Annotated in this window: 27 protein-coding genes; 7 read left to right on the forward strand and 20 right to left on the reverse strand. The window is 45.5% G+C overall.

The genetic code is table 11. The features are described 5' to 3' along the window. Positions 1 to 39 precede the first annotated feature (39 nt). From BDD39_RS09710 to comGA, 8 genes are read right to left on the reverse strand one after another with little or no spacing between them, the layout of a single operon-like run. A complete protein-coding gene (locus tag BDD39_RS09710; RefSeq protein WP_166910246.1) occupies positions 40 to 219 on the reverse strand; it encodes a YqzE family protein in 180 nt (59 codons plus the stop codon). Between the two features lie 49 nt (positions 220 to 268). Beyond that, complete coding sequence (gene comGG, locus BDD39_RS09715; protein ID WP_166910248.1) at positions 269 to 658, reverse strand: competence type IV pilus minor pilin ComGG; 390 nt, start codon at positions 656 to 658, stop codon at positions 269 to 271. 16 nt (positions 659 to 674) lie between these two features. Then, on the reverse strand, positions 675 to 1,097 hold the full coding sequence (gene comGF / locus BDD39_RS09720) for a competence type IV pilus minor pilin ComGF (protein ID WP_166910251.1): 423 nt from the start codon (positions 1,095 to 1,097) through the stop codon (positions 675 to 677). Beyond that, the gene (gene comGE, locus BDD39_RS09725; RefSeq protein ID WP_166910253.1) at positions 1,094 to 1,417 is read right to left on the reverse strand and encodes a competence type IV pilus minor pilin ComGE; all 324 of its coding nucleotides are present in this window, start codon (positions 1,415 to 1,417) and stop codon (positions 1,094 to 1,096) included. The genes comGF and comGE overlap by 4 nt, the downstream gene beginning before the upstream one ends. Beyond that, complete coding sequence (gene comGD, locus BDD39_RS09730; protein ID WP_166910255.1) at positions 1,401 to 1,838, reverse strand: competence type IV pilus minor pilin ComGD; 438 nt, start codon at positions 1,836 to 1,838, stop codon at positions 1,401 to 1,403. The genes comGE and comGD overlap by 17 nt, the downstream gene beginning before the upstream one ends. Next, on the reverse strand, positions 1,828 to 2,124 hold the full coding sequence (comGC, locus tag BDD39_RS09735; RefSeq protein ID WP_166910257.1) for a competence type IV pilus major pilin ComGC: 297 nt from the start codon (positions 2,122 to 2,124) through the stop codon (positions 1,828 to 1,830). The genes comGD and comGC overlap by 11 nt, the downstream gene beginning before the upstream one ends. 12 nt (positions 2,125 to 2,136) lie before the next feature. Continuing rightward, positions 2,137 to 3,168: a competence type IV pilus assembly protein ComGB gene (comGB, locus tag BDD39_RS09740; RefSeq protein WP_166910259.1), complete on the reverse strand. Its 1,032-nt coding sequence runs from the start codon at positions 3,166 to 3,168 to the stop codon at positions 2,137 to 2,139. Continuing rightward, positions 3,165 to 4,229 carry a competence type IV pilus ATPase ComGA gene (gene comGA / locus BDD39_RS09745; protein WP_166910261.1) on the reverse strand — a complete coding sequence of 355 codons (1,065 nt, stop codon included), beginning with the start codon at positions 4,227 to 4,229 and terminating at the stop codon, positions 3,165 to 3,167. The genes comGB and comGA overlap by 4 nt, the downstream gene beginning before the upstream one ends. 198 nt (positions 4,230 to 4,427) lie before the next feature. On the opposite strand from comGA, the gene BDD39_RS09750 reads away from it, so the two are divergent. The 3 genes from BDD39_RS09750 (at position 4,428) to BDD39_RS09760 (ending at position 7,436) form a co-directional block, all read left to right on the forward strand. Further along, complete coding sequence (locus BDD39_RS09750) at positions 4,428 to 5,126, forward strand: helix-turn-helix transcriptional regulator (RefSeq protein WP_166910263.1); 699 nt, start codon at positions 4,428 to 4,430, stop codon at positions 5,124 to 5,126. Between the two features lie 404 nt (positions 5,127 to 5,530). Further along, entirely contained in the window at positions 5,531 to 6,808 is a 1,278-nt protein-coding gene (locus tag BDD39_RS09755) for an IS110 family RNA-guided transposase (protein ID WP_166910266.1), read from the forward strand. A 385-nt stretch (positions 6,809 to 7,193) separates the two neighbouring features. Then, entirely contained in the window at positions 7,194 to 7,436 is a 243-nt protein-coding gene (locus BDD39_RS09760) for a DUF2626 domain-containing protein (protein ID WP_166910269.1), read from the forward strand. A 38-nt stretch (positions 7,437 to 7,474) separates the two neighbouring features. On the opposite strand, the gene BDD39_RS09765 is transcribed toward BDD39_RS09760, so the two are convergent. Continuing rightward, positions 7,475 to 8,611 (reverse strand): class I SAM-dependent methyltransferase, encoded by a 1,137-nt coding sequence (locus BDD39_RS09765; RefSeq protein WP_166910271.1) that lies wholly within the window; start codon positions 8,609 to 8,611, stop codon positions 7,475 to 7,477. A 214-nt stretch (positions 8,612 to 8,825) separates the two neighbouring features. Beyond that, on the reverse strand, positions 8,826 to 9,455 hold the full coding sequence (locus BDD39_RS09770; protein WP_166910274.1) for an MBL fold metallo-hydrolase: 630 nt from the start codon (positions 9,453 to 9,455) through the stop codon (positions 8,826 to 8,828). A gap of 452 nt (positions 9,456 to 9,907) precedes the next feature. On the opposite strand from BDD39_RS09770, the gene BDD39_RS09775 reads away from it, so the two are divergent. Then, positions 9,908 to 10,084: a DUF2759 domain-containing protein gene (locus tag BDD39_RS09775; protein ID WP_166910277.1), complete on the forward strand. Its 177-nt coding sequence runs from the start codon at positions 9,908 to 9,910 to the stop codon at positions 10,082 to 10,084. Between the two features lie 44 nt (positions 10,085 to 10,128). Here the strand turns inward: BDD39_RS09775 and BDD39_RS09780 are convergent, their stop codons facing one another. The 4 genes from BDD39_RS09780 to BDD39_RS09795 all read right to left on the reverse strand — a co-directional run bounded on the left by BDD39_RS09780 (position 10,129) and on the right by BDD39_RS09795 (position 14,174). After that, positions 10,129 to 11,292 carry a M14 family metallopeptidase gene (locus BDD39_RS09780; protein ID WP_166910279.1) on the reverse strand — a complete coding sequence of 388 codons (1,164 nt, stop codon included), beginning with the start codon at positions 11,290 to 11,292 and terminating at the stop codon, positions 10,129 to 10,131. Positions 11,293 to 11,417: 125 nt separating this feature from the next. Continuing rightward, on the reverse strand, positions 11,418 to 12,374 hold the full coding sequence (locus tag BDD39_RS09785) for an ROK family glucokinase (protein ID WP_166910282.1): 957 nt from the start codon (positions 12,372 to 12,374) through the stop codon (positions 11,418 to 11,420). An 8-nt stretch (positions 12,375 to 12,382) separates the two neighbouring features. Then, a complete protein-coding gene (locus tag BDD39_RS09790; RefSeq protein ID WP_017435093.1) occupies positions 12,383 to 12,595 on the reverse strand; it encodes a YqgQ family protein in 213 nt (70 codons plus the stop codon). A 115-nt stretch (positions 12,596 to 12,710) separates the two neighbouring features. Then, complete coding sequence (locus tag BDD39_RS09795) at positions 12,711 to 14,174, reverse strand: spore germination protein (RefSeq protein WP_166910284.1); 1,464 nt, start codon at positions 14,172 to 14,174, stop codon at positions 12,711 to 12,713. A 129-nt stretch (positions 14,175 to 14,303) separates the two neighbouring features. Between BDD39_RS09795 and BDD39_RS09800 the strand changes: the two genes are divergently transcribed. Beyond that, positions 14,304 to 15,167 (forward strand): hypothetical protein, encoded by an 864-nt coding sequence (locus BDD39_RS09800; protein WP_166910287.1) that lies wholly within the window; start codon positions 14,304 to 14,306, stop codon positions 15,165 to 15,167. On the opposite strand, the gene BDD39_RS09805 is transcribed toward BDD39_RS09800, so the two are convergent. From BDD39_RS09805 to rpmG, 6 genes are all read right to left on the reverse strand, one after another. Continuing rightward, positions 15,164 to 16,333 carry a rhomboid family intramembrane serine protease gene (locus tag BDD39_RS09805; RefSeq protein ID WP_166910289.1) on the reverse strand — a complete coding sequence of 390 codons (1,170 nt, stop codon included), beginning with the start codon at positions 16,331 to 16,333 and terminating at the stop codon, positions 15,164 to 15,166. The genes BDD39_RS09800 and BDD39_RS09805 overlap by 4 nt on opposite strands. Further along, the gene (locus BDD39_RS09810; protein ID WP_166910291.1) at positions 16,330 to 17,076 is read right to left on the reverse strand and encodes an HAD family hydrolase; all 747 of its coding nucleotides are present in this window, start codon (positions 17,074 to 17,076) and stop codon (positions 16,330 to 16,332) included. Before BDD39_RS09810 ends, BDD39_RS09805 begins: the two co-directional genes overlap by 4 nt. 10 nt (positions 17,077 to 17,086) lie before the next feature. After that, positions 17,087 to 17,263 carry a hypothetical protein gene (locus BDD39_RS09815; RefSeq protein ID WP_166910293.1) on the reverse strand — a complete coding sequence of 59 codons (177 nt, stop codon included), beginning with the start codon at positions 17,261 to 17,263 and terminating at the stop codon, positions 17,087 to 17,089. Positions 17,264 to 17,416: 153 nt separating this feature from the next. Further along, positions 17,417 to 18,190, reverse strand: coding sequence for a DUF92 domain-containing protein (locus BDD39_RS09820; protein ID WP_166910296.1), 774 nt, complete (start codon positions 18,188 to 18,190; stop codon positions 17,417 to 17,419). Next, the gene (locus BDD39_RS09825) at positions 18,183 to 18,752 is read right to left on the reverse strand and encodes a 5-formyltetrahydrofolate cyclo-ligase (RefSeq protein ID WP_166910297.1); all 570 of its coding nucleotides are present in this window, start codon (positions 18,750 to 18,752) and stop codon (positions 18,183 to 18,185) included. The genes BDD39_RS09820 and BDD39_RS09825 overlap by 8 nt, the downstream gene beginning before the upstream one ends. A gap of 76 nt (positions 18,753 to 18,828) precedes the next feature. Continuing rightward, positions 18,829 to 18,978 (reverse strand): 50S ribosomal protein L33, encoded by a 150-nt coding sequence (rpmG, locus tag BDD39_RS09830; RefSeq protein WP_166910300.1) that lies wholly within the window; start codon positions 18,976 to 18,978, stop codon positions 18,829 to 18,831. 157 nt (positions 18,979 to 19,135) lie between these two features. Here rpmG and BDD39_RS09835 point away from each other — a divergent pair, with 157 nt between their 5' ends. After that, the gene (locus BDD39_RS09835; RefSeq protein WP_166910302.1) at positions 19,136 to 19,492 is read left to right on the forward strand and encodes a hypothetical protein; all 357 of its coding nucleotides are present in this window, start codon (positions 19,136 to 19,138) and stop codon (positions 19,490 to 19,492) included. After that, positions 19,489 to 19,938 (forward strand): MltG/YceG/YrrL family protein, encoded by a 450-nt coding sequence (locus tag BDD39_RS09840; protein ID WP_166910305.1) that lies wholly within the window; start codon positions 19,489 to 19,491, stop codon positions 19,936 to 19,938. Before BDD39_RS09835 ends, BDD39_RS09840 begins: the two co-directional genes overlap by 4 nt. The last annotated feature ends 33 nt before the right edge of the window (positions 19,939 to 19,971 follow it).

Here is a 19,971-nt window from a genome sequence, read left to right on the forward strand (position 1 = left end):
ATGGAAAAAAGGAGCGTCTCTCTATGCGAGAGTGCTCCTTTAGGAATGACGCCGAAACAGAAGGCGAAGGGAAAGGGGAATCATCCCAAACCAGCGATACGCTAGCGGCGGTTTTTCTTGTTTTCGCTGCATTCGTTTCTTTTTTCGCTCTTCCTTCGGCAAATCCATATATGCGACCAATTGTTGGGTGACAAACTTTACATAATCGTTTGCCGCCATCGATGCCACCCCCTTTTTTATTATCTTTTCCATTGCTTTCATCTTTTAATCATGGCGCGCCATTTTCCGTCCACTGGATAATGTCGAGCGACGGAAGCGATATGAGAAAAGTGGCACTATAGCGAATTCCAGTGTCGGAATAAGCGGAAATCGTTGCTTGGATGGTTGTTTCATCTATCTTTTTCCACTCATAATCCGCTTTTCCAATTGGATATAAAAACGTCCCTTCCTTTCCTTGCTGTAAAGGGGAGGACGCTATCTGTTTTTTGACGTCAAAAACGGCCATCTGCATAATCGATTCCACTTCAGAAGACTGTTGTTCGTACCGCATCGTTTCCATTTCCACCTCATACAGCGCGAGAACGTGGGCAAGCATCAGAAGAAAGAAAAACGAAACCACGACTGTCAGCGGAAAAATGACACCACTTTGCTTGTACATGCACACCGCCACCTTGTTAAAAAAGTCGGGAAAGAAACGCCTCGTACGTTTTTCCGTCCGTTGCCGTAACATGGAGAAAAATTCCGTTATTTGTCGTGGTATAGGCGACACTCTTTACGTACTGCAACGCCGTTTCGTTACCGGCGCCGTCTACTTGCCGGCGGATGGACGATTTGTATAATTCAAAACTGACTTGCTCCCCGGTAAACTTTTGTAAATATAACACCGTCCCGCTGCTTTTCCATTGTTTCGATTCATTCAGCTCCGATTGAAGTTGCTGCAGGAAAATCTGCCACTCCGTACGGTGAAATCCGTTCACATTATCATACGTAAATAAACGCGCATCGAAAAAAAGCGGCAGCAGCGAGGTAACTAGCAAAACGACAGACAAGACGACAAGCATTTCTAAAAACGTAAAACCTTTTGTGGCATCGTTCATCGCTTCCCGTATCCACACCTTTCTAAACTGCGTCCGGCGTAATCGTTCCAGCGCACACATACTTTCCACATATCATTTTCTTCATAGTACGAATGAAGGACAAACGTCGTCCTTCCATCCACTACCGTTGTTTCCGGCTTCATCTGTTCTTCATGCAGGGCGACAGACAACAGTTGCTGCGCCTTTTCTTTTAAATCTATATTTTTCCTTTCCAGCATGATTTGCGTAAACATCGGTAACAATGCCGTTGTTACAACAAGCAGAAGCGCGAGGGCAAAAACCGCTTCCACTAACGTAAATCCGCTACATTTTCTGCACATAAAACCTCCCTTTTCCAAGCAAAAATGTAATTTTATAAGCAATGTCTTTTCTTTTTAATAAAAGCGCTCCCGCTTTATTCACATTTCCGTTTTCCAAAAAGAGAAGCGGTAGCGTCAGCGTCGTCAGCTGAAACTTCCATGGATTCGGAAGCGTGCGGGTGACAATCGTTTTCCCGGTTTTTATTTCCACCGTCCGATACTCGGGACGGCTTTCCGAAAATGTCACGGCCACCGGCGTTTTATGCGTCATCGCATATTGCTGCGCGTATAGTAAATCATCGCGCAGTTGTGTAATGATATACGTTTCTGTTTTCTGGCGCGCCAAGTTGCTTAAAGAAGGGAGAGAAACCGCCATCAGCACGGTGATGGCGGATAAAACGAGAAGCATTTCGGTAAAGGTAAAACCGCGATCACGTTCCACTTTCGCTTACTTCCCCATTGCTGTTAATTTGAATGGAACGGCCGTTCGGACATTTATCGGACTTAATGTACTTTCCATCGATTAGCTCCTGTATCGTCGGAATTTTGTTATTCTCCATCTCATACGCCTTGACTTGCGCTTGGACGGTGTTGACAAACGCCGCACATCCTTTGTTGTTAATCATTCCGTTATGTTTTGTTATATTTGGAATGACAATCAGCAATAAGACAGAAATAACCATCAATACGATTAACATTTCGATTAACGTAAATCCCCTTTCATTCATGGTCCCTTCCTCCTATAAATGATTCATCATGGAAAACATCGGCAGCAAAATTGCCAAATACATGCAAACAACAAGCATGCCGACAAAAGACAACAGCAGTGGCTGAATGAATTTCAATAGCGCTTCGAGTCGTTCCTCGAACATCTGAAACAATATTTCGCTATAATGATTTAATTCTTTGCCCAATTCCCCATTAGACTGGCCATGACGGATCACGAGCGCCAGCTCTTGTTCGTAATAATTGCAGATAGCGATAATGCCATCTAGTGGAAGTCCCTTCGCCAGCTCGTCTTTCATCCGTTTTCCTTCCGCCCGTAAAAACGGCAGCGATTCTTGCCGTTCAAAAACTTGGAGCGCCTCATATATCGACATTCCTCCTTGCAGTAAATGGCCTAGCTGCAGTGCGAGCAGATGGGTGACATAAAGCCTGACAAAAGAACGAAGAAGCGGGATTTTCATCGCGACGTTGATCTTGGCGGTCACCGGCCATTTTCGAAATGAGCCGATATAAAAAAGAAAACAAACGATACAGAAAACAAAAACAACAGCAAACACATTGGGGACAATGGAAACGATGTGCATAAAAACGGTGGATGCAGAAGATGGCGAGGAGGATAGAGTGGAAGAAACTTGAGAAAACCGCGGCAGCAACAGATGTCCAACGGCAGACAACATCAATACCATAAAAAACAGCAACATTAGCGGGTAGCTGCACGTTTTGCGCAGCCTTTGCATATATTCCGCCTTCTGCATTAGCATTCTTCCCGCTTCGATAATGCCGTTCGGCAAATCTCCGTGCTGCTCTGCGAAAAACAAATAGCCGATTGCTTCGCGATGGAAAGGAAGCGAAGCAATCGATTGGTAAAAAGACAGTCCCGAACGAAGCCTAGAAAGGCATTGCTGCAAATCATGGCGGCGGGAAAGCGGCTGTTGAATTTCTAAAAATTCGAGCGCTTGTGACAGCGAATACCCTCTTTCTAATAGGCTTCCTAACCGCACTAAAAACGTTCCTTGCTGATGTAGCGGCCATTTTCGTTTCCTCATTTTCCCCCTCCCTTAACGACCGCGAGAGTGTATGCCGGCAAAAACCCAAGCGCCACCCCTTTGCGAATCATATTTTCCAACGAATAGTAGCGGCACAATTTGTTTTTTGTTTGCACGGATTGAATAGCATCCGATAATGCGTTGCCATACAGCAGTTCATGCACAGCGACGCGGCGCACTTTTCGATATTGGCGGCAAAAAAGCGAACAATGTTCGCCACAAAACGGACAGAATAAATCGACAAGCCGCTGCGCCGTTACGGCGAGCAATGTTTGCTCAATATCTTCGAGCGGAATGCCGAATTCGCGCAAACGGTAAATCGCACCAACCGCATTTTTCGTATGCATCGTCGAGACAATCAAATGTCCTGTCATGGCGGAACGCACCGCAATTTTTGCCGTTTCGACATCGCGAATTTCGCCGACCATAATTACGTCCGGATCATGACGCAAAGCCGCCTTTAAACCGGCAGCATACGTAATTCCAGCTTTCTCGTTAATCTGCACTTGCAATAAATTGTCGATTCGTTTTTCGACCGGGTCTTCCAAGGTGATGACATTGCGGTTCCATTCCTCTTGGCAAACTCGCAACAGCGTATATAAAGTCGTCGTTTTTCCTGATCCGGTCGGTCCGGTAAAAAGGATTAATCCTTGCGGCTGTTGAAATAGGGAAAGCAATAGGTTAGTAGAGTGGGTAAATAAGGAAAGCTGTGACTGCGGCAGAAAAAAGTTTTGTGGAAGCAGTCGAATGACGAGGCTTTCGTCGTAAGATGTCGGCAATGTGGAAAGTCGTAAATGAAGGATTTCCCCTTGCTGGTTTGTCTCCATCGCTCCGCTTTGCGGCCTGCGGCGTTCGCCAATATCCATGCCTGCTAAAAATTTAAAATGAGTAATCAGGCGCTCGCATGTTTCTTTTGTCAGTGTTGCTTTTTCCATCAGTAGTCCATCTAAGCGGAAACGCACCACCGCATCGTTCTTTCTCGGAACGATATGAATATCCGAGACGCGGAGCAACCCCGCTTCCGTGAGAAGACGATCCGCCAAATATTCAATCTCATTCATTCGTTCATGCCATTCCCCCTTTCGCCATACTATTATTCGACTTGCTTTCTCCTGTTTCCTGCATGGCAAATAAAAAAATTTCATGAACATTTTATGAATTTTTTACGATATTTATGTTGGCAGTGAGAAATATCATTCCTTGCCGAAAATCATTTTATTATAATGATCATAGGAATTATTATTTTAGGAGGAACCGTTATGGAACAAACATTAAAAATTACAAACGTATTGGCGGACCCGACACGCTATCATATTTACGAGTATATCGCCAAAAAACATAAAGAAGTATCTGTTCAAGAAATTGCCGACGCATTTAACATCCACCCGAATGTCGCCCGTCTGCATTTAACAAAGCTAGAAGATGTCCGTATGATTGTTTCTGAAACGCAAAAAACCGGAAAAGGCGGGCGGCCAAGCCGACTTTACCGTCTTTCGGATGAAGTCATTCAGCTTCATTTTCCGTTTCGCGATTATCAGCTCCTTGCCAGAATCGCGATCCAAACGATGATGAAGCTTGGTGATGCGGGCAAACAGGCGCTTTACGAAACAGGAAAAAACTTTGGAAAAGAACTTGTTGCCCAGCGTATTCCACACGATCGATCCCCGCAGCAGTTAACGTTTGCCGAAAAAGCAGCCATCGTGAAAGAAGCGGCAGAAATGGCCGGATTTTACCCGACGTTTGAATATAATGAAAAAGAAGAAAGAATTTATTTGCAAATTTTTAACTGTCCGTTCAAGGAAATCGCCTTGCAAGCGCCAGAAGTCGTTTGTCAAATGCATCAGGCATTTTTGCGTGGAATGTTTGAAGTGCTTTTCCCAAACGTAGAACTAGTAGAAATGGAAAACATGACAAACGGCTGTGATTATTGTTCGTATCGGGCAAGTTGGGCACAATAAAACAAAGGCATGAACGCTTTTCTGTCTGTCTCGGCAGAAAAGCACTTTTATGTTCTATGCAAATGCAACTTGATAGCTTGTCTTTTGAGCTTTGGATCCAAGGAAAGTGGCGTTTTTCGGCTGTCGGCGACCGAATAGCAGCCCGCTTTGCAGATAAATTTTGTGCACCCCCGCCCGTTTTTCGATAACACAATGGCACAAGATGAGCACACATATGGAAAGCATTATTTACATTCGCTATAATTGTACATTATAATAAGTAAAGGCAGGGACTTGCACATAAAAAGGAGCATTCCTGTTAGAAGTTTTTTCGGGGACTTGAATAAAAAAAGCCCTCTTGGTATGATTCGGGGGTGTCAATCGCACGAATTGACCCCTAATTTGGATACCAAGGAGGACTATACATGAATTCTATCTCAAACAAGAAGATTAATCAAGTCACCGATCAAACGCTGGTGGTTGGGATGGATATTGCAAAGAAAAAACATTATGCCTGCTTTGTGGATGAGCGAGGGAGGGTGTTAAAAAAGCCGTTTCCCGTTCTGCAATCGAGAGAAGGATTGGAATGGTTGTACCAGTGCATCGTGGAAGCCATGAAGGAATTTGGAAAAACCGAGGTGATCGTTGGCATCGAGCCAACGGGACATTATTGGCTGAATCTCGCCTATTTTCTTGATGAGAAAGGCATCCCTCTCGTCATGACAAACCCGATGCACGTGAAGCGATCCAAAGAGCTGGACGATAACCTTCCAACCAAGCATGATGCGAAAGACGCGCTCGTCATTGCCCGGTTAGTGAAAGACGGCCGATTCAGCTATCCGCGTATTCTGAAAGGGATGGAGGCGGATCTGCGCGTGGGAGCGACATTTCGCTCCAAATTGGTGGAAGAACAGGGAGCGATTCGAAATCAAATGATTCGCTGGCTTGATCGATATTTTCCGGAGTTTTCCCAAGTCTTCCCGTCATTTGGGAAAATGGCGCTCGCGGTGCTGGAATATACGCCATTTCCGGGTGATCTGGCAGGAAAAGAACTAGAAGAGGTGCTGGCCCTTTACCGGCAAAGTGAGGGATTACAATCGCCACAAAAGCCGAAAGCGAAGAAGTTGATGGAATTGGCCCAACACTCCATTGGCGTAACGGAAGGACAACAGATGGCCCGTATCGAAATTGCCACGCTTGTCCGCCGGTACCGCCAGCTGGAAAAAGAGATCGAGGCATTGACAGAACAGCTGATTGAACTAGTTCAAACCTCCGTCGAATACGAATGGCTGAAGACCGTTCCGGGCTTAGGCGATGCGACCATCGTAGAACTGTTATCAGAGATCGGGAGTTTCTCCCATTATCAGGATCCGCGGCAGCTTATCAAATTAGCGGGCCTGACGCTGCGGGAACATTCCTCCGGCCAACACAAAGGGCAAAAACGGATCTCCAAGCGTGGAAGAAGGCGGTTGCGCGCCCTTCTGTTCCGGGTGATGATGCCGATGATCCGTCACAACGAAGCGTTTCGGCAGCTGCACGACTATTACACGACACGTCCTGATAATCCGTTGCGGAAGAAGCAATCCATTGTAGTGTTATGCGGAAAATTACTGAAGGTACTGCATGCGGTGTGTACGAAACGACAGGCGTTTGACGTGAAGCGAATGATGCAGGACATCTTTGGCCTCGAAACGGCTGCTTGATGCCTATAGTCTGGATTCTCTAGACAACAAGGATGACACGGAGAAGCTGGCGCGATATCATCCATTCGACCTTGAGTCCCTAAAGGAGCTTAGCCGGCCTCTGCCTGATGACTAGACCGAACGAAGGAATGTAGGCACAAGGATGCCAAGAGACATGGGAGGGTTCGTCATCATCAGCGATGCAGAGATCCACGGTGCATCCCATACGCTTCCCCCACTACAACCAAATTTAACCAGTAGTGGCCGCGAAGCGTACCCAGTCAATGTAAGATATACACATATTTAAGAAATAATGTTAGAAACTTTGTCGAAAAATATTTTTTTGACACCCCTGAAACGGCTACAACCGTTGATATATCAACATTTATAGAGGGAGGGATACATAATGGATCGCATGTTCCGCGTCTTAGCGTTTTGGACGGGGATTTTCGCAGTCATGTTTTATCTTGGACATATGCACACTACTTCGCTTATTTTCTTTGGCCAAACGGTATTTTTCCTCTTTCTCGGCTACTTAAAATTAACGGAAAGAATGTACATTTATATTTTCGGGGCATACTTAACCATTTTCTTCGCCGCCTTTACGTATTGGACAACATTTATGATGGTCCCTGGCATGGGAGAATGAAAAATGAGCAGGAGCCTGTTTCTCCTGCTCGTTTTTCATTAGGAAAACAGCAAAAACTCCCGCTGCGCCCATATATCGTCCCAGCAAAGCTGTACACCTTTTTGTTGGATCATCACATGAAAGGCGCTGCTTATTCCTTCGTCCATGATCAATGACCGAAGCGCCCGGTTTTGTCTGTTTTTTGAGGAAAATGGACTTATATCGTCGTGCGCCACTAAATATTCCAATATTCCAGCCGCAAGCAAAAAGCGATCCTGCCTAAGCAGCGAAACATATTCCCATCCCGCCTGTTCCCCATACATTCGCAACGCATCCCATTGAATATGCGACGTTATATCCATCTCCCCAGGGTGCATGAGCGGATTGGCGATGAGATGGTGGCGATAATATCCGCGCAAGCTTCCTTGCCGCCTTGCCGGCAATTGCAACTCCTCATCGGTATAACCGTAATCCACTGTCACCATTACACAATTGCGAAAGAACGAAGAAGTCTGCAAAAGAAACGCCTTCATCGCGAGCGGTACTTCTAAACGCTGCCCATCCGCCAAAGCAAGCTGCCGCTCCTGTAAATATTGAAGAATATCTTCATTGTCTAGCGGATACTTTTCCTCCATCAACTCGCTACCGTTTTGGGCGACGAAACATTCGTATATCATTCCATTTTCTTTGGTGATGACGTGCACCGGAAAAGCATCAAAAAATTCGTTGCTAAAAACGATTCCCGAAAACGATGGCAAATGCTGCTTCAATGCGTGTACGTCTTTATACTGCGTTACTTTCTTGGCGGCATCGCCAAGCGTTTGAAGCTGTTTTGCCCGCTGATCAGGGCTTGTTTCGACAATGATATAAGATAGTTGCTCGTATGTGTGCGGACTTTTCCGCTTCCATTCTTCTAACACCGCGCGCGCAAATTGGCCGTCCCCGCCGCCAAACTCACAAATATGCGGCGACACGCCGCCCTTTTCTACTAAACGAAGAAAAAAAGAAGCAAACAGCTTGCCAAATATGTCGGAAACATGGCTGTTCGTGAAAAAGTCTCCATCTTTTCCAATTTTCGTTCCTTCGCGCATATAATACCCACACCGCTCGTCATATAAAGCGAGCTTCATGTAGTCAGCATACGAGATGCGCCCAAGCGGCGAGGATTGGATCGCTTCACAAACCGCGTTTGCCATATCTATCTCCTTTCCTGTTTTTATTTTCACTATTGACATAGTAAAAATGTTGTTATATTGTTATAGTAGTAGTTTAACTATATCCCCTCCCATTATATGGATAGAACATCCCCCAAAAACCCTTCTTGACGAAGAAGGGTTTTTTGTTTGCATAAAAGCAAACGTGTCATTTGCCAACGGCGGCTGGCACGTTTGCTTTTTGCGTTGATTTCTTTTAAAACCCATGCAAAAACGGGTTTGTATCCATTTCCGCCCCGATTGTCGTTTCCCGTCCATGTCCGGATAATACAATCGTTTCCTCCGGCAATGCAAGGAGCTTATCGTGGATGCTTCGCAATAGCTGTTCATAATTTCCTCCAGGCAAATCGGTGCGTCCAATGCTTCCGGCAAAAAGCACATCTCCGGAAAACACCGCTTCGACCTCTTTACAATAGTAAGAAATGCTGCCCGGTGAGTGGCCTGGTGTTTCCAATAAATCAAACGTAAACGCTCCAATTTGTAATGTTTGTTCTCCCGCTATGCATGTCGGCTCATGGCGGACGATGACTTGGCCGCCGAAATACGCCGATCCGTTTAAAGTAGGATCGGTTAGCCACTCTTTTTCCTGTTGATGGAGATAAATCGGCAGATCCCATTTCGCTCTCACTTCATGAATGCCGCCAATATGGTCAAAATGGGCATGGGTTAATAAAATCGCCAGCGGGGTGAGCTGCTGTTTTTCAATATGCTGGACGATTCTATCTCCCTCCGCGCCCGGATCGAAAATGACACAACTTCCATCTGTATGAGATAGTATGTAGGCATTGGCCTGGATTGGCCCGACTGGAATGCGCTCCCACTTCATGATGACCCCTCCTTCATTGTCAGTCATTATCAATCAACTGGGTTTATTCGCACAAATATGCTGACTGGCAAACTCCCTATTTCCTTGCTGCATTTCCAAACCGATAAAAATATCTACTAATTACTACTTATTTTACCGCAACATTACCAGATTTGTCATTTCGCTGATGCCCCTTTCAAAATTATGTGAAACAAGGCAAGAATAAATAGAAGAAAGAGGGATACAATGATGGTAAATATGTCATCTCTTCGTTCTCTTTTCCTATCCCGAAGAAACGCATAACCAACCGGCCGTCGCTACGAGCCGATTCTTAAAACATGCAAATGCGTATCGCGTTACGATTCACATTTTTGACCTCGACAAATAAATAAAAAAAGATTACAATGAAAAAGAGTTAGTCGGTTTCCTACATAATTTCGCCATGCTGATTATTTCACAAAGGGGGTAAGACGATGGGAACAGTCATTATTTTTGCGTTAATAGCGTTATTAGCGCTTTACGGAGTGGTACGCACATTGCGTAGCAAAAATATACTTGGATTTATTTTTGGGCTTGGCGCCTTTGCCGTATTCGGCTGGTTCGTGGTCATGACGATATTGCATCACGGGATTCCGACAGGTACCCACTAAAACGCAAGAGGCCTTTATAAAGCCTCTTGCGTTTATTTTTTGCTTTATGCCATATACAATGCCGCTAGAAAAATGCCAAGACTATCTTTATATATCTCGGTGAATTGTTCAATTGGCAACGGATTTACCCCTTCTCCTAATTCTACCGTATATCCTCTTCGTTTCCACGTTTGAATAAACCAATCGCGATACCCGGCATGGCTGTCGATATACCGTACGGCCTGATAGCCGCTCGCTTTGGCAAATTCTTTTACGGTTTCTTCCGCTTCCGGCGGCTCAAGTCCTTCGTATCCCCAATATATTTCTTTTCCTTGCGTATGGAAGGCCAAAACCATGGCAAAGTCGCTTTCCTCTGTTAACGCGGCCATCGCTTTGGTTTCCGGCTCCGTCAGCGGCGCGAACCCTGGAAAATCGCGAGGCGCCGGTGCTTTTGGAACTTTGCGGGCCTGCTCCACCTCCCATTTGGCTGGAAATTGATTATTTAAATCAATGCCGCGAATATTTGCCTTCCACTGTGAAAAATCGCAAGATCCGCCGTTGATGCGCACCACTTCGCTCCGATACGGCTCTTGTTCAGGCGGGCCGTGCAACACAAGATTGACCCCATCGGGATTGACCATCGGCACAATTGACAGCGTCACCTTTTTATAGTAATCAAGCATGCGATTGCCACAAAGCGTTTTCCCGTTTGTCAACGCCAGCAAATAGTCATTTAAAAATGTCATAATCACCGCGGTCGTAATCCATTCGTTGGCATGAAACGATCCATTAAAATGGACGCGAATCGGCCCGCGGCCAATCTGCAGTTCGATTAACGGCAACCCGAGCACGCTATATCCAATCGTTCTTGTTCGTACAAACGGATAATAACGGCAAAGCGTCTCAATATCCTGTTGCAACGCCAAAAAATCGTACGCTTTTTGCCCCTGAACCACGCGGGAAACAATCCGCTTTGGCAGCTGTACCGCCCCGCTTATGATTTCCTCTGTGCCTTTCATGCGCTGCAATGCCATTTCGTTTACAGAACACAAAGAGGCCAACTCTTCCCACGCCCAGACCGTATCGTATCCAGGAATGCAAACAACCTCCCCCAGCTCCAAGTATTCGTTTTTTATATGCGGATTTGCGTCCACCAATAACTCGTAAGGAACAGAAAACCATTCGCTGTACATGGCGAGCGTATCTCCTAAGGAAGCATATATATTCAATGCCGTCTCTCCTTCCTCCTATTCTACCTTCAACATATGAGACGGCGCGACGGAAAATGAAAAATAAAAAACGGTTCATCGAATGACCAACCCTTCGATGAACCGTTTTAGACATAGGTCTCCTTTTATGCCAGAAATGACGTTTTAGCCAGCCATGCACCACCAATGACTCCCGCATCATTGCCAAGCGTCGCCAATACAATCGTTGCGCCTTCGGCAACGCGCGGAAACGCAAAGCGGCGAAAATGGGTGGTGACACGTTCTGCTAATATATTCCCTGCTTTCGAAACTCCGCCGCCAATCACAATTTTTTCCGGATTGGAAACATTGGCGGCATTCGCTAACGCCAAGCCAAGGTAGAACGCCACTTCCTCCACAATCTCCAGAGCCAATGCATCTCCTGCTTTCGCGGCGTCAAACACCGCTTTAGCCGTTACGTCGCCAGGTCGAAGCAACGTCGGCCGATCCGATGTTGCTAATTTTTCTCTCGCGATCCTTACAATTCCCGTGGCCGAAGCAATCGTTTCCAGACAGCCGCTTTTCCCGCAATTGCACGGTGCTCCGCCGTCTGGAATCATCGTCATATGGCCGATTTCACCGCCGGCCCCGTTGACACCATGCACAATCCGGCCATTGGCAATCACTCCGCCTCCGACGCCGGTGCCAAGCGTGACGCAAATCAAATCGCGCGCTCCACTTCCAGCTCCCTTCCACATTTCGCCAAGGGCAGCAATATTCGCATCATTATCTACCGCGACGGGGAGAGATGTTTCTCGCTCTAATTCTTCTTTCAATGGGTAATTTTTCCATCTTAAGTTCACTGCTTCATAAAGCATTCCTGTTTCCATATGCACCGGTCCTGGCGCGCCGATGCCAATGGCTAAAAGCCGGTCTTTGTTTTCCCCTAAACGGCGCAATGTTTCTTGCAGCGATTGGGAGATATGTTTAACAATGTGTTGTCCTTGATTAGAAAGATCGGTATCTATTTCCCATTTATGTACAATATCCCCGTCTGTCGTTACAAACGCCATTTTTGTCGTTGTGCCGCCTAAGTCGATGCCAACCAACCATTTTTCTGCCATCGTTCGTTTCATTCCTTTTTCATTCGTTTTTCTCTTTCGATCTGTGCCTCATGTCTTAATATAAAAAGTGCCATTTGAAAATCCTTTACATCAATAAGCTGCGATTGGTATAGCTCTTTTAACTCTTCTTCCATCAACTCTAAGTCGGCTAGACGGTCTCCTACATAGATGATCGTCCCAAACCGTTTTAAAAGTTGCTGTACATCATAAACCGTTTTCATTATTTCACCTGCACCTCTTTTTGCCCAATATAAATGTATAAATAAACCACTGCTTCCGTCAAGCAAGAAAAAAAGAAAAACAGGCTATTTGAGCAAAACGCCCGCGTAGCCTGTTTTACCGGTCCGGATCGCGCGGATGCAGCACGGCCGGGCGCCGGTTTTTTAGCGGCATCGGAGAGCGGATGAGCACATCGCGCATCGCTCGGTAGGAAAATGGAATAAACGGCCATAAATACGGCACGCCGAACGAGTTCATGCGCGCAAGGCCGATGACCCACACCGCGATGCCAACCACATAGCCGTATAAATCAAATACTCCGCTCAAAACTAACAACCCAATTCTAACAAGGCGATTGGCAAGCCCCAATTCATAGCTTGGTGTCGCGAAGGTTCCGATGGCCGCAATGGAAAAATATAAAATTACTTCGTTCGAAAACAGACCGACTTCTACCGCAATTCCGCCAATCATCAGCGCAGCGACAAGCCCTAACGCTGTCCCTAAAGATGAAGGAGTATGGATAGCGGCCATCCGCAGCATATCAAGGCCAATTTCAATCATCATAATTTGCGCAAATAACGGAATATCTCCAAGTTTTGCTTTTGCTAAAAAAGATAGAGACGACGGCAACAGCTGCGGTTCTGTCATCATTAAATACCAAAGCGGTAATAGAAAAATAGAAGCCCAAACCGCTAAAAAACGCACAAGCCGCAAATAGGCGCCAACAATCGGCTTGTTGCGGTATTCCTCCGCATGCTGAAGATGATGCCAAAACGTCGCAGGCGTAATTAACACACTTGGCGAACCGTCGACAATGACGAGCACATGGCCTTCATATAAATGCTCCGCCGCCGTATCCGGACGTTCCGTATAACGAACTACTGGATATGGGTTCCAATATCTCCCTGAAATAAACTCTTCCACCGTTTTCTCCGCCATTACGAGCCCATCGGTATCGATTTTGGCAATGGATTGTTTCACGCGCTCGACCAATTCCGGATCGGCGATTTCTTCAATATAGCAAATACAAATATCGGTCTTCGAGCGGCGCCCCACTTGCAAATATTCCATGCGCAAAGATGGATCGCGGACACGGCGGCGAATCAGCGCCGTATTGAATACAAGCGTTTCGACAAAGCCATCGCGCGCCCCGCGTACGACCCGTTCATTATCCGGCTCTTGTGGACCGCGAACCGGATAGGTGCGGGCATCAATCAAAATAATATAATCGACGCCGTCGACCACCAGCGCGGTCGGCCCGGCGAGAACCATATTCACCGCTTCTTCCAGATCATTGGTTTTACTTAACTCTACGTACGGAATATATGTTTTTAATAGTTGTTCGAGCGGACGTATCTGCAATTCTTCTTTGTCAAGAAACGATAATCTTCTCATTAAATAATGTAAAATATCATCTTTGACAAATCCATCAATCATAAAAAAAGACATTGCCCTTCCCGCGTACTCGACATCAAGCTGTATGACGTCAAAGCTCTTGCCGACGCCAAGCCTCCGCTGTAAATAGGCGATATTGTCTTGCATGTTGCGGGAAACCAACCGTTTGTTCCTGCTCTTTTCCATTGCCGTTCACCTGCATTCCATTCCACCCATGATACCATTCATCATTGACAACGCAAAACAAATTCATACATAAAACTCCCTTTGCGCGCATATATTGGTGACAACCTTGTCCATTTATAGGGGGTATTTATGAGAAAAATAATCATCCCAATCGTTATCATCGTTGCAGCGTTTTTATGCAGCGTTCCGTTTTATTTTCACCATTTGACAAAAGAAACGATTATCTTTTTCCCGATCGATCCACGCGCAACGTTTAAGGAAGCAAAAACGACATTGCAGCTGCATCCGCAAAAACGGGAAGAAAAATATTCATTGCTTTGGTCGACAACCTCTTCCTTAGATAGATCCGCCTATTTGCGCCAAGATATTTCTTTGCTTTTTGCCGACGGCCGCCTGGTTGATCTCCTTTCTAAATGGGAGCGCAACAGGCAGACGCTAACACAGCGGAAGAAAATAGAAGACAAAGACAGCCACTTTTTTCAGGCGATTTCATTTCACCATGGCGAACTTCATGAAGGAAATGCCATCACGAGCAGCCAAACGATGACAAGCGCTTATTTATATGTGGTCGATTCGCCATACAGCCCGCTTGCCTCCTTTCGCCGTCCAACCAACACAAACGAAAAAGAGTGGCAACGGATATTAAACAAAACAACTAACGAATTTCTGCGGTATAAAGCACAGGCGCTTGTATCGCACTTCTCTATCCGAAAACAACAATATTATTCCTTGTATTTGCCTGATTTAATTATGTATAATGAACAGCCGCTTCCTGACCTTTCGATGAAAAAAACACAAGAAATTATCGGAAAATTTTGGGAAGGAATATACAAATCTTATTTCCTTGGCATAAAAAAAGAGGATGGTTCCATCCTCTCCCCAATCGGCAGTACCGTACCGCTTATTTTAATCAGCAAAGACTATTCCCATTTAATCGTGTTGATCGAGGCGAAAAACGGGGAAAAAATTCAGCTAATCCAGAAAATCAATTAATGGAATCCGATCAATAAGCCCGCAGCGGCAATGCCTGCCGTAACTAACAAAGAACGCGCTTGCCGTTTCCAAGCAACATGGTTTGGCAAGTGAACAATACCAGCGGCAAGATACCCGCCAATCAACCCGCCAATATGCCCGGCGTTATCAATTCCAGGCACAAGGATGCCAAAGAGCAAATTAATAATAACCAAACCGATAATATTCATTCCAATCGTTTGGAAAAACAAGTGCCGATATACGGTGCCAAAATAAAGAAGCGCTCCAAATAGACCAAAAATGGCGCCAGATGCTCCTGCGGAAAGAGACGACGTAAATAAAAAGCTGCCGAGCGTCCCAAAAAATCCGGCAATCATATAGATGCAGAAAAAGCGCCACGAGCCATAAAGACGCTCCACCGCTGTACCTAGATAATAGAGGGCAAGCGTATTCATCAGTAAATGCAAAAAGCCGATATGCAAAAAAATCGGCGTAAAAAAGCGCCACCATTCCCCCGCCTGAATAAGGGGATTAAATTTTGCACCGTAGCGAATCAAAACATCCGGGTTCGTGCTGCCGCCGCTCCACTCCATCAACAGAAACACAGCCACTTGCAAGACGATAAAAATATAGGTAAACACGGGCTTGCCGTATTCAAATAGCCGTCTTTCTCTTTCTTGTTGCTCCCTTACTTCTCCGAAAACACGCTGTCTTACTCGTTCCGCTTCCAAAAACAGATCGCTGTCATCACGGATCGGGGAAAGAGCAACAGGCATTTTGATCGCCTCTGTTAACTGCTGCAACGAACGATCGATACTCCCTGCATGAATCAAAAACGTCCGAAATACGCCATTTCGTTGCGAAAGCGGCAGCGGCTTTTGAATTAGAAATTCCCAATCATCGACAGGGGGATAAGTGGAAACATAAATATTTACGACTTGGCCCGCCCTTCCTATTTTCCACTTTGGCATTTGCCGGACGACATGCCAAGCATATTCCATGTCCCGTTTTAGCCACTGGCTCCAATCGATATCATCGCGCACGATCCGCACAATCGGAGCGTGCCGATTTTCGAATGACTCCAGCCAAATTTCATTGGTGCGCTGGGACAATTGAATGATATGGTAACGTTGCTTTATAAAAAAATAAACAAGCTGCCAAAACAACCATTCCATTTTCCCGTTCAACGTCTCCTCCCCCTTTTCTCCATAACATAAAGCTCCCTCAGCAACATGGAAGCTAATTGCTCCACACTATGGCAGGTAACGACAGATGGTGACAGAACGGCGAAAACAGGTTGCCTCTGCTGGAAATAAATCGCCTGCCATCCCGCATGAAGCGCCCCCATGACATCCAGTTCCCAAGAATCCCCGATATATACCGGCTGTTTTCCAGCCGCCAGTCGACGTTGGGCGCAACGGAAAATCGCCGCATCGGGTTTTTCACACCCAACCTCCTCGGAAATAATCACCGCATCGTCAGGAAAAAAGCGCCGCAACCCGGCATAAGCAATTTTCGCTCGCTGAATCACACTTTCCCCATTGGTTATAATGCCAAGCGGAATAGCAAAGCTTTGCAGTCGTTCGAGTAAAGAAATGACTCCCGGCAGCGCTGTCGCAAAACGGCCGACCGTCTCGTCAAAATAGGCGTGAAACTCATCTGCTGCTTTTTCGTTTGCCTTTATACGGAAATAGTGCATCGCCTCAAGAAAGCGAAGCCGCCGGTACTCCTTCTTCGTCAAGCGCCCGCTCGCATAATCCGGCCAGTAGCGATCACAGTACCATTTAAATATACGAAACCATAACGAAAAAGAAACATCTTTATTTGGAAAAAGCGATATAAAACAATGGTAAGCGGCAGCACGGAATGTCCGCTCATAATCAATAAGCGTATCGTCAAGATCAAACCAAATAACATCCCACTGTTTCATTGTACCACACTTAGCGTAACATCTGGGAAATCATTGCATTGCGGACAAATGGAACGTTCATGGCAGAGCGGACAAGCCATTTTTGCAAAAATCGAATGCGTAATAGAGCATTCAACATTCGGTAACGATAACGATATACCACTATACTAGCAATAATGGCTAATATAGAATAGGCAAGTTTGTTCATCCTTCCATCTCCCTTTCATACGAAGTCTTCTTTATTCTTTTTCCCATTTGTTGATAAATTATAAAAGACCATAGTCAACGGCAAAAAAGAAAAAACGGACCAAAAATGGGCCGTTTTTAGCGAAAAACTTTCGTCGTTTAAACTGCTTCTTTATCAAAAAATGGATAAAACGACGTAAACCAACGCCGAACAGGCAATAGACAAAACGTTCACCACATCATTGTTGATAAAACGATATCCTTTGATATGCACCGTTTTCTGCCCACAATGTTCCTTACGTTCCGTTTGCATCCCGCATATTGGGCAGCGGTAAACCGCCTGCCAAACCGCGCCAAACCACGTATCAAACAAACTGCCAAGCCAGCCGAAAAACGCAACCGTCATAACCGGGATATTTTCCCATTGGAGGGCGCCTGCAGCCCCAATCAGAGCGGCTCCGAAAAAAGCGGCGGCCGTGCCAAGCAGCGTCACCGCTCCTGATGTTCCCGCTTCTACTTTTTTAAAATTTGTCAACAATCTTGGCGGCTGCTTGCTTAAACTGCCGATTTCCGACGCCCACGTATCCGCATTTGCAGCAGCGATGGAAATGATAAACAAAGAAAGAAACAGCGGCGATGAACGCAACAGCGAAAGCAAACTGATCAAAGCGGGAACTCCTCCATTGGCAAACACTTGTATATAGTCGCGGCACCCTCCTTTTTCTACTTTTTCTGCCAGCTTCTGTTTTTTCTTTTTGCCGATTTTGCTCCAAGCGCTAGAACTAACGAAAAAGATTCCTAGCAGTATTAATCCTCTCCATGAAAATCCCATTCCAACGACCGTGCCGACAATAATGGTCGCAATTGCTCCGGAAAGGGAAAGCGACCGAATAAACCACCCTCCGATCGCCACAACAGCGGAAGCGACGATATAGAACCATTCATTCATTACATTGTATAACTCCTTCGTTTGTAATAATCATTTGTACAGGAACGTCATGCTCTTCTATGGGGAGGAAGTCGACGACTTGAAAGGAATAAGCTAACGAAACCGTTGGCGCGGATACGTTTCGCAAATAGCGATCATAATATCCCCCGCCATATCCAATGCGATAACCGTTCTTGGAAAAGCATATTCCCGGAACGATGATCATATCCATATCACTTTTTTTTATTTCGCTTGTCAACGCTTCAATTGGCTCGAGCAGACCAAAGTATGACGATTCTAGCTGGGAAAACGATGTGATTTGCCGAAATACCATCGTCTTTGTCGCCGGATCGCATTTTGGTACGCTTACCGTTTTTCCTTCGCTCCAAGCCCGTTTAATAATAGGTGTTGTATCTATTTCTTTTCCTTTCGAAATAGTAATGGCAATGGTATCCGCATTTTTCCACTGTGGCAGCCGATATAGATTTTCTGCGATTTGTTTATCATATGCTTGTTTTTCTTCGTCTGTTAATTGCTGCAGCTTCGCCTGCATCGTCTTGCGGATTTGCTTTTTTGTTTCCATTCTTTTTCCCCCTTTGGTTCCGCCCGCTAATCAGACGAACAATATAAAAAAGCAGCAGGAATCCATTTCCTACTGCTTACTTCGTTTCGCGATGAAGCGTTACTTTTTTGTCTCTTGGGCAATATTTTTTTAATTCAAGGCGATCAGGATTATTGCGTTTATTTTTGGACGTAATATAGTTACGTTCACCGCATTCTGTACAAGCTAGTGTAATATTTACGCGCATGCTTCTTCCCTCCAAACTACTATAGTTAAACTTATAATCAGACCTTTCTATGATAGCATTTTTTTTTGGTGATTTCCACATCTAAATTTACGCTTTTTGCAAATTACGTATTTATCGAAAAAACAAACCTATGATATAGTGAAATAGGGTGATAATGATGATCGAATACACGATGATCGTTTTGGCGGCTTTATCCGTTTTTCTTCTCATTATTTCTTTTTTTGGCAAGGACGAGATGAAACAGCTGGAAGAACAAATCGACCATCTTGCCATTTCACTGGCGCAAGAAACCTATCAAATCAAAAAGCGCCTGCAAGTATTGGAAGAAGAATTGCTTATTCCGCATGAGGGCGGGGCAAGCATCGCGCCGGCTCGTCATGACGACTCTCTTTCTTCTTTGCAAAAGCGCGTGCTTTTTCTTTATAAGCAAGGGCTCTCTTATGAGCAAATCGCCCGCGAAACCGCCCTTACTACCGAAGAAGTGCGCATGATGCTAAGGGGAATCGGAACATGAGGACAAAACAAACCATTCGTGCTGCTGCGTTAGGGATGTTATTCGCCACTTCGGTCATGGGGACCGCTTACTATATAGAGCCCAAGACACTGACTAAGGCAAAACTTGACGACGTCCTGGAAAAAGAAGGGCTTGTTGCCATCCGTGAATCGGAATATAAAAAATTAATAGAAGCAGCAAAGAAAAAGCAATCCACTTTGGCCCCAACTCATCCTTCTTCGCCAAAAACGGTGTTTGTTTACTCCCTTACCATTCAAAAAGGCGATGTACCGAACGATTTCGCGCAAAAATTAGAAAATGCCCATATTATTAGCGATGCCGATACGCTTGTCGCTTATTTGCAAACACATGGACTCACCCGCTATATCCGTCCTGGCACTTATCAAGTACATAGCGATATGAGTTATGAAGAGATTGGCAAACTAATTACAAACAAATCCAAATAAACAAAAGGGCATTCCCGAATGCAGGAATAGCCC

Origin of the sequence: Saccharococcus thermophilus, from assembly GCF_011761475.1 — a bacterium.
Taxonomy (GTDB): domain Bacteria; phylum Bacillota; class Bacilli; order Bacillales; family Anoxybacillaceae; genus Saccharococcus; species Saccharococcus thermophilus.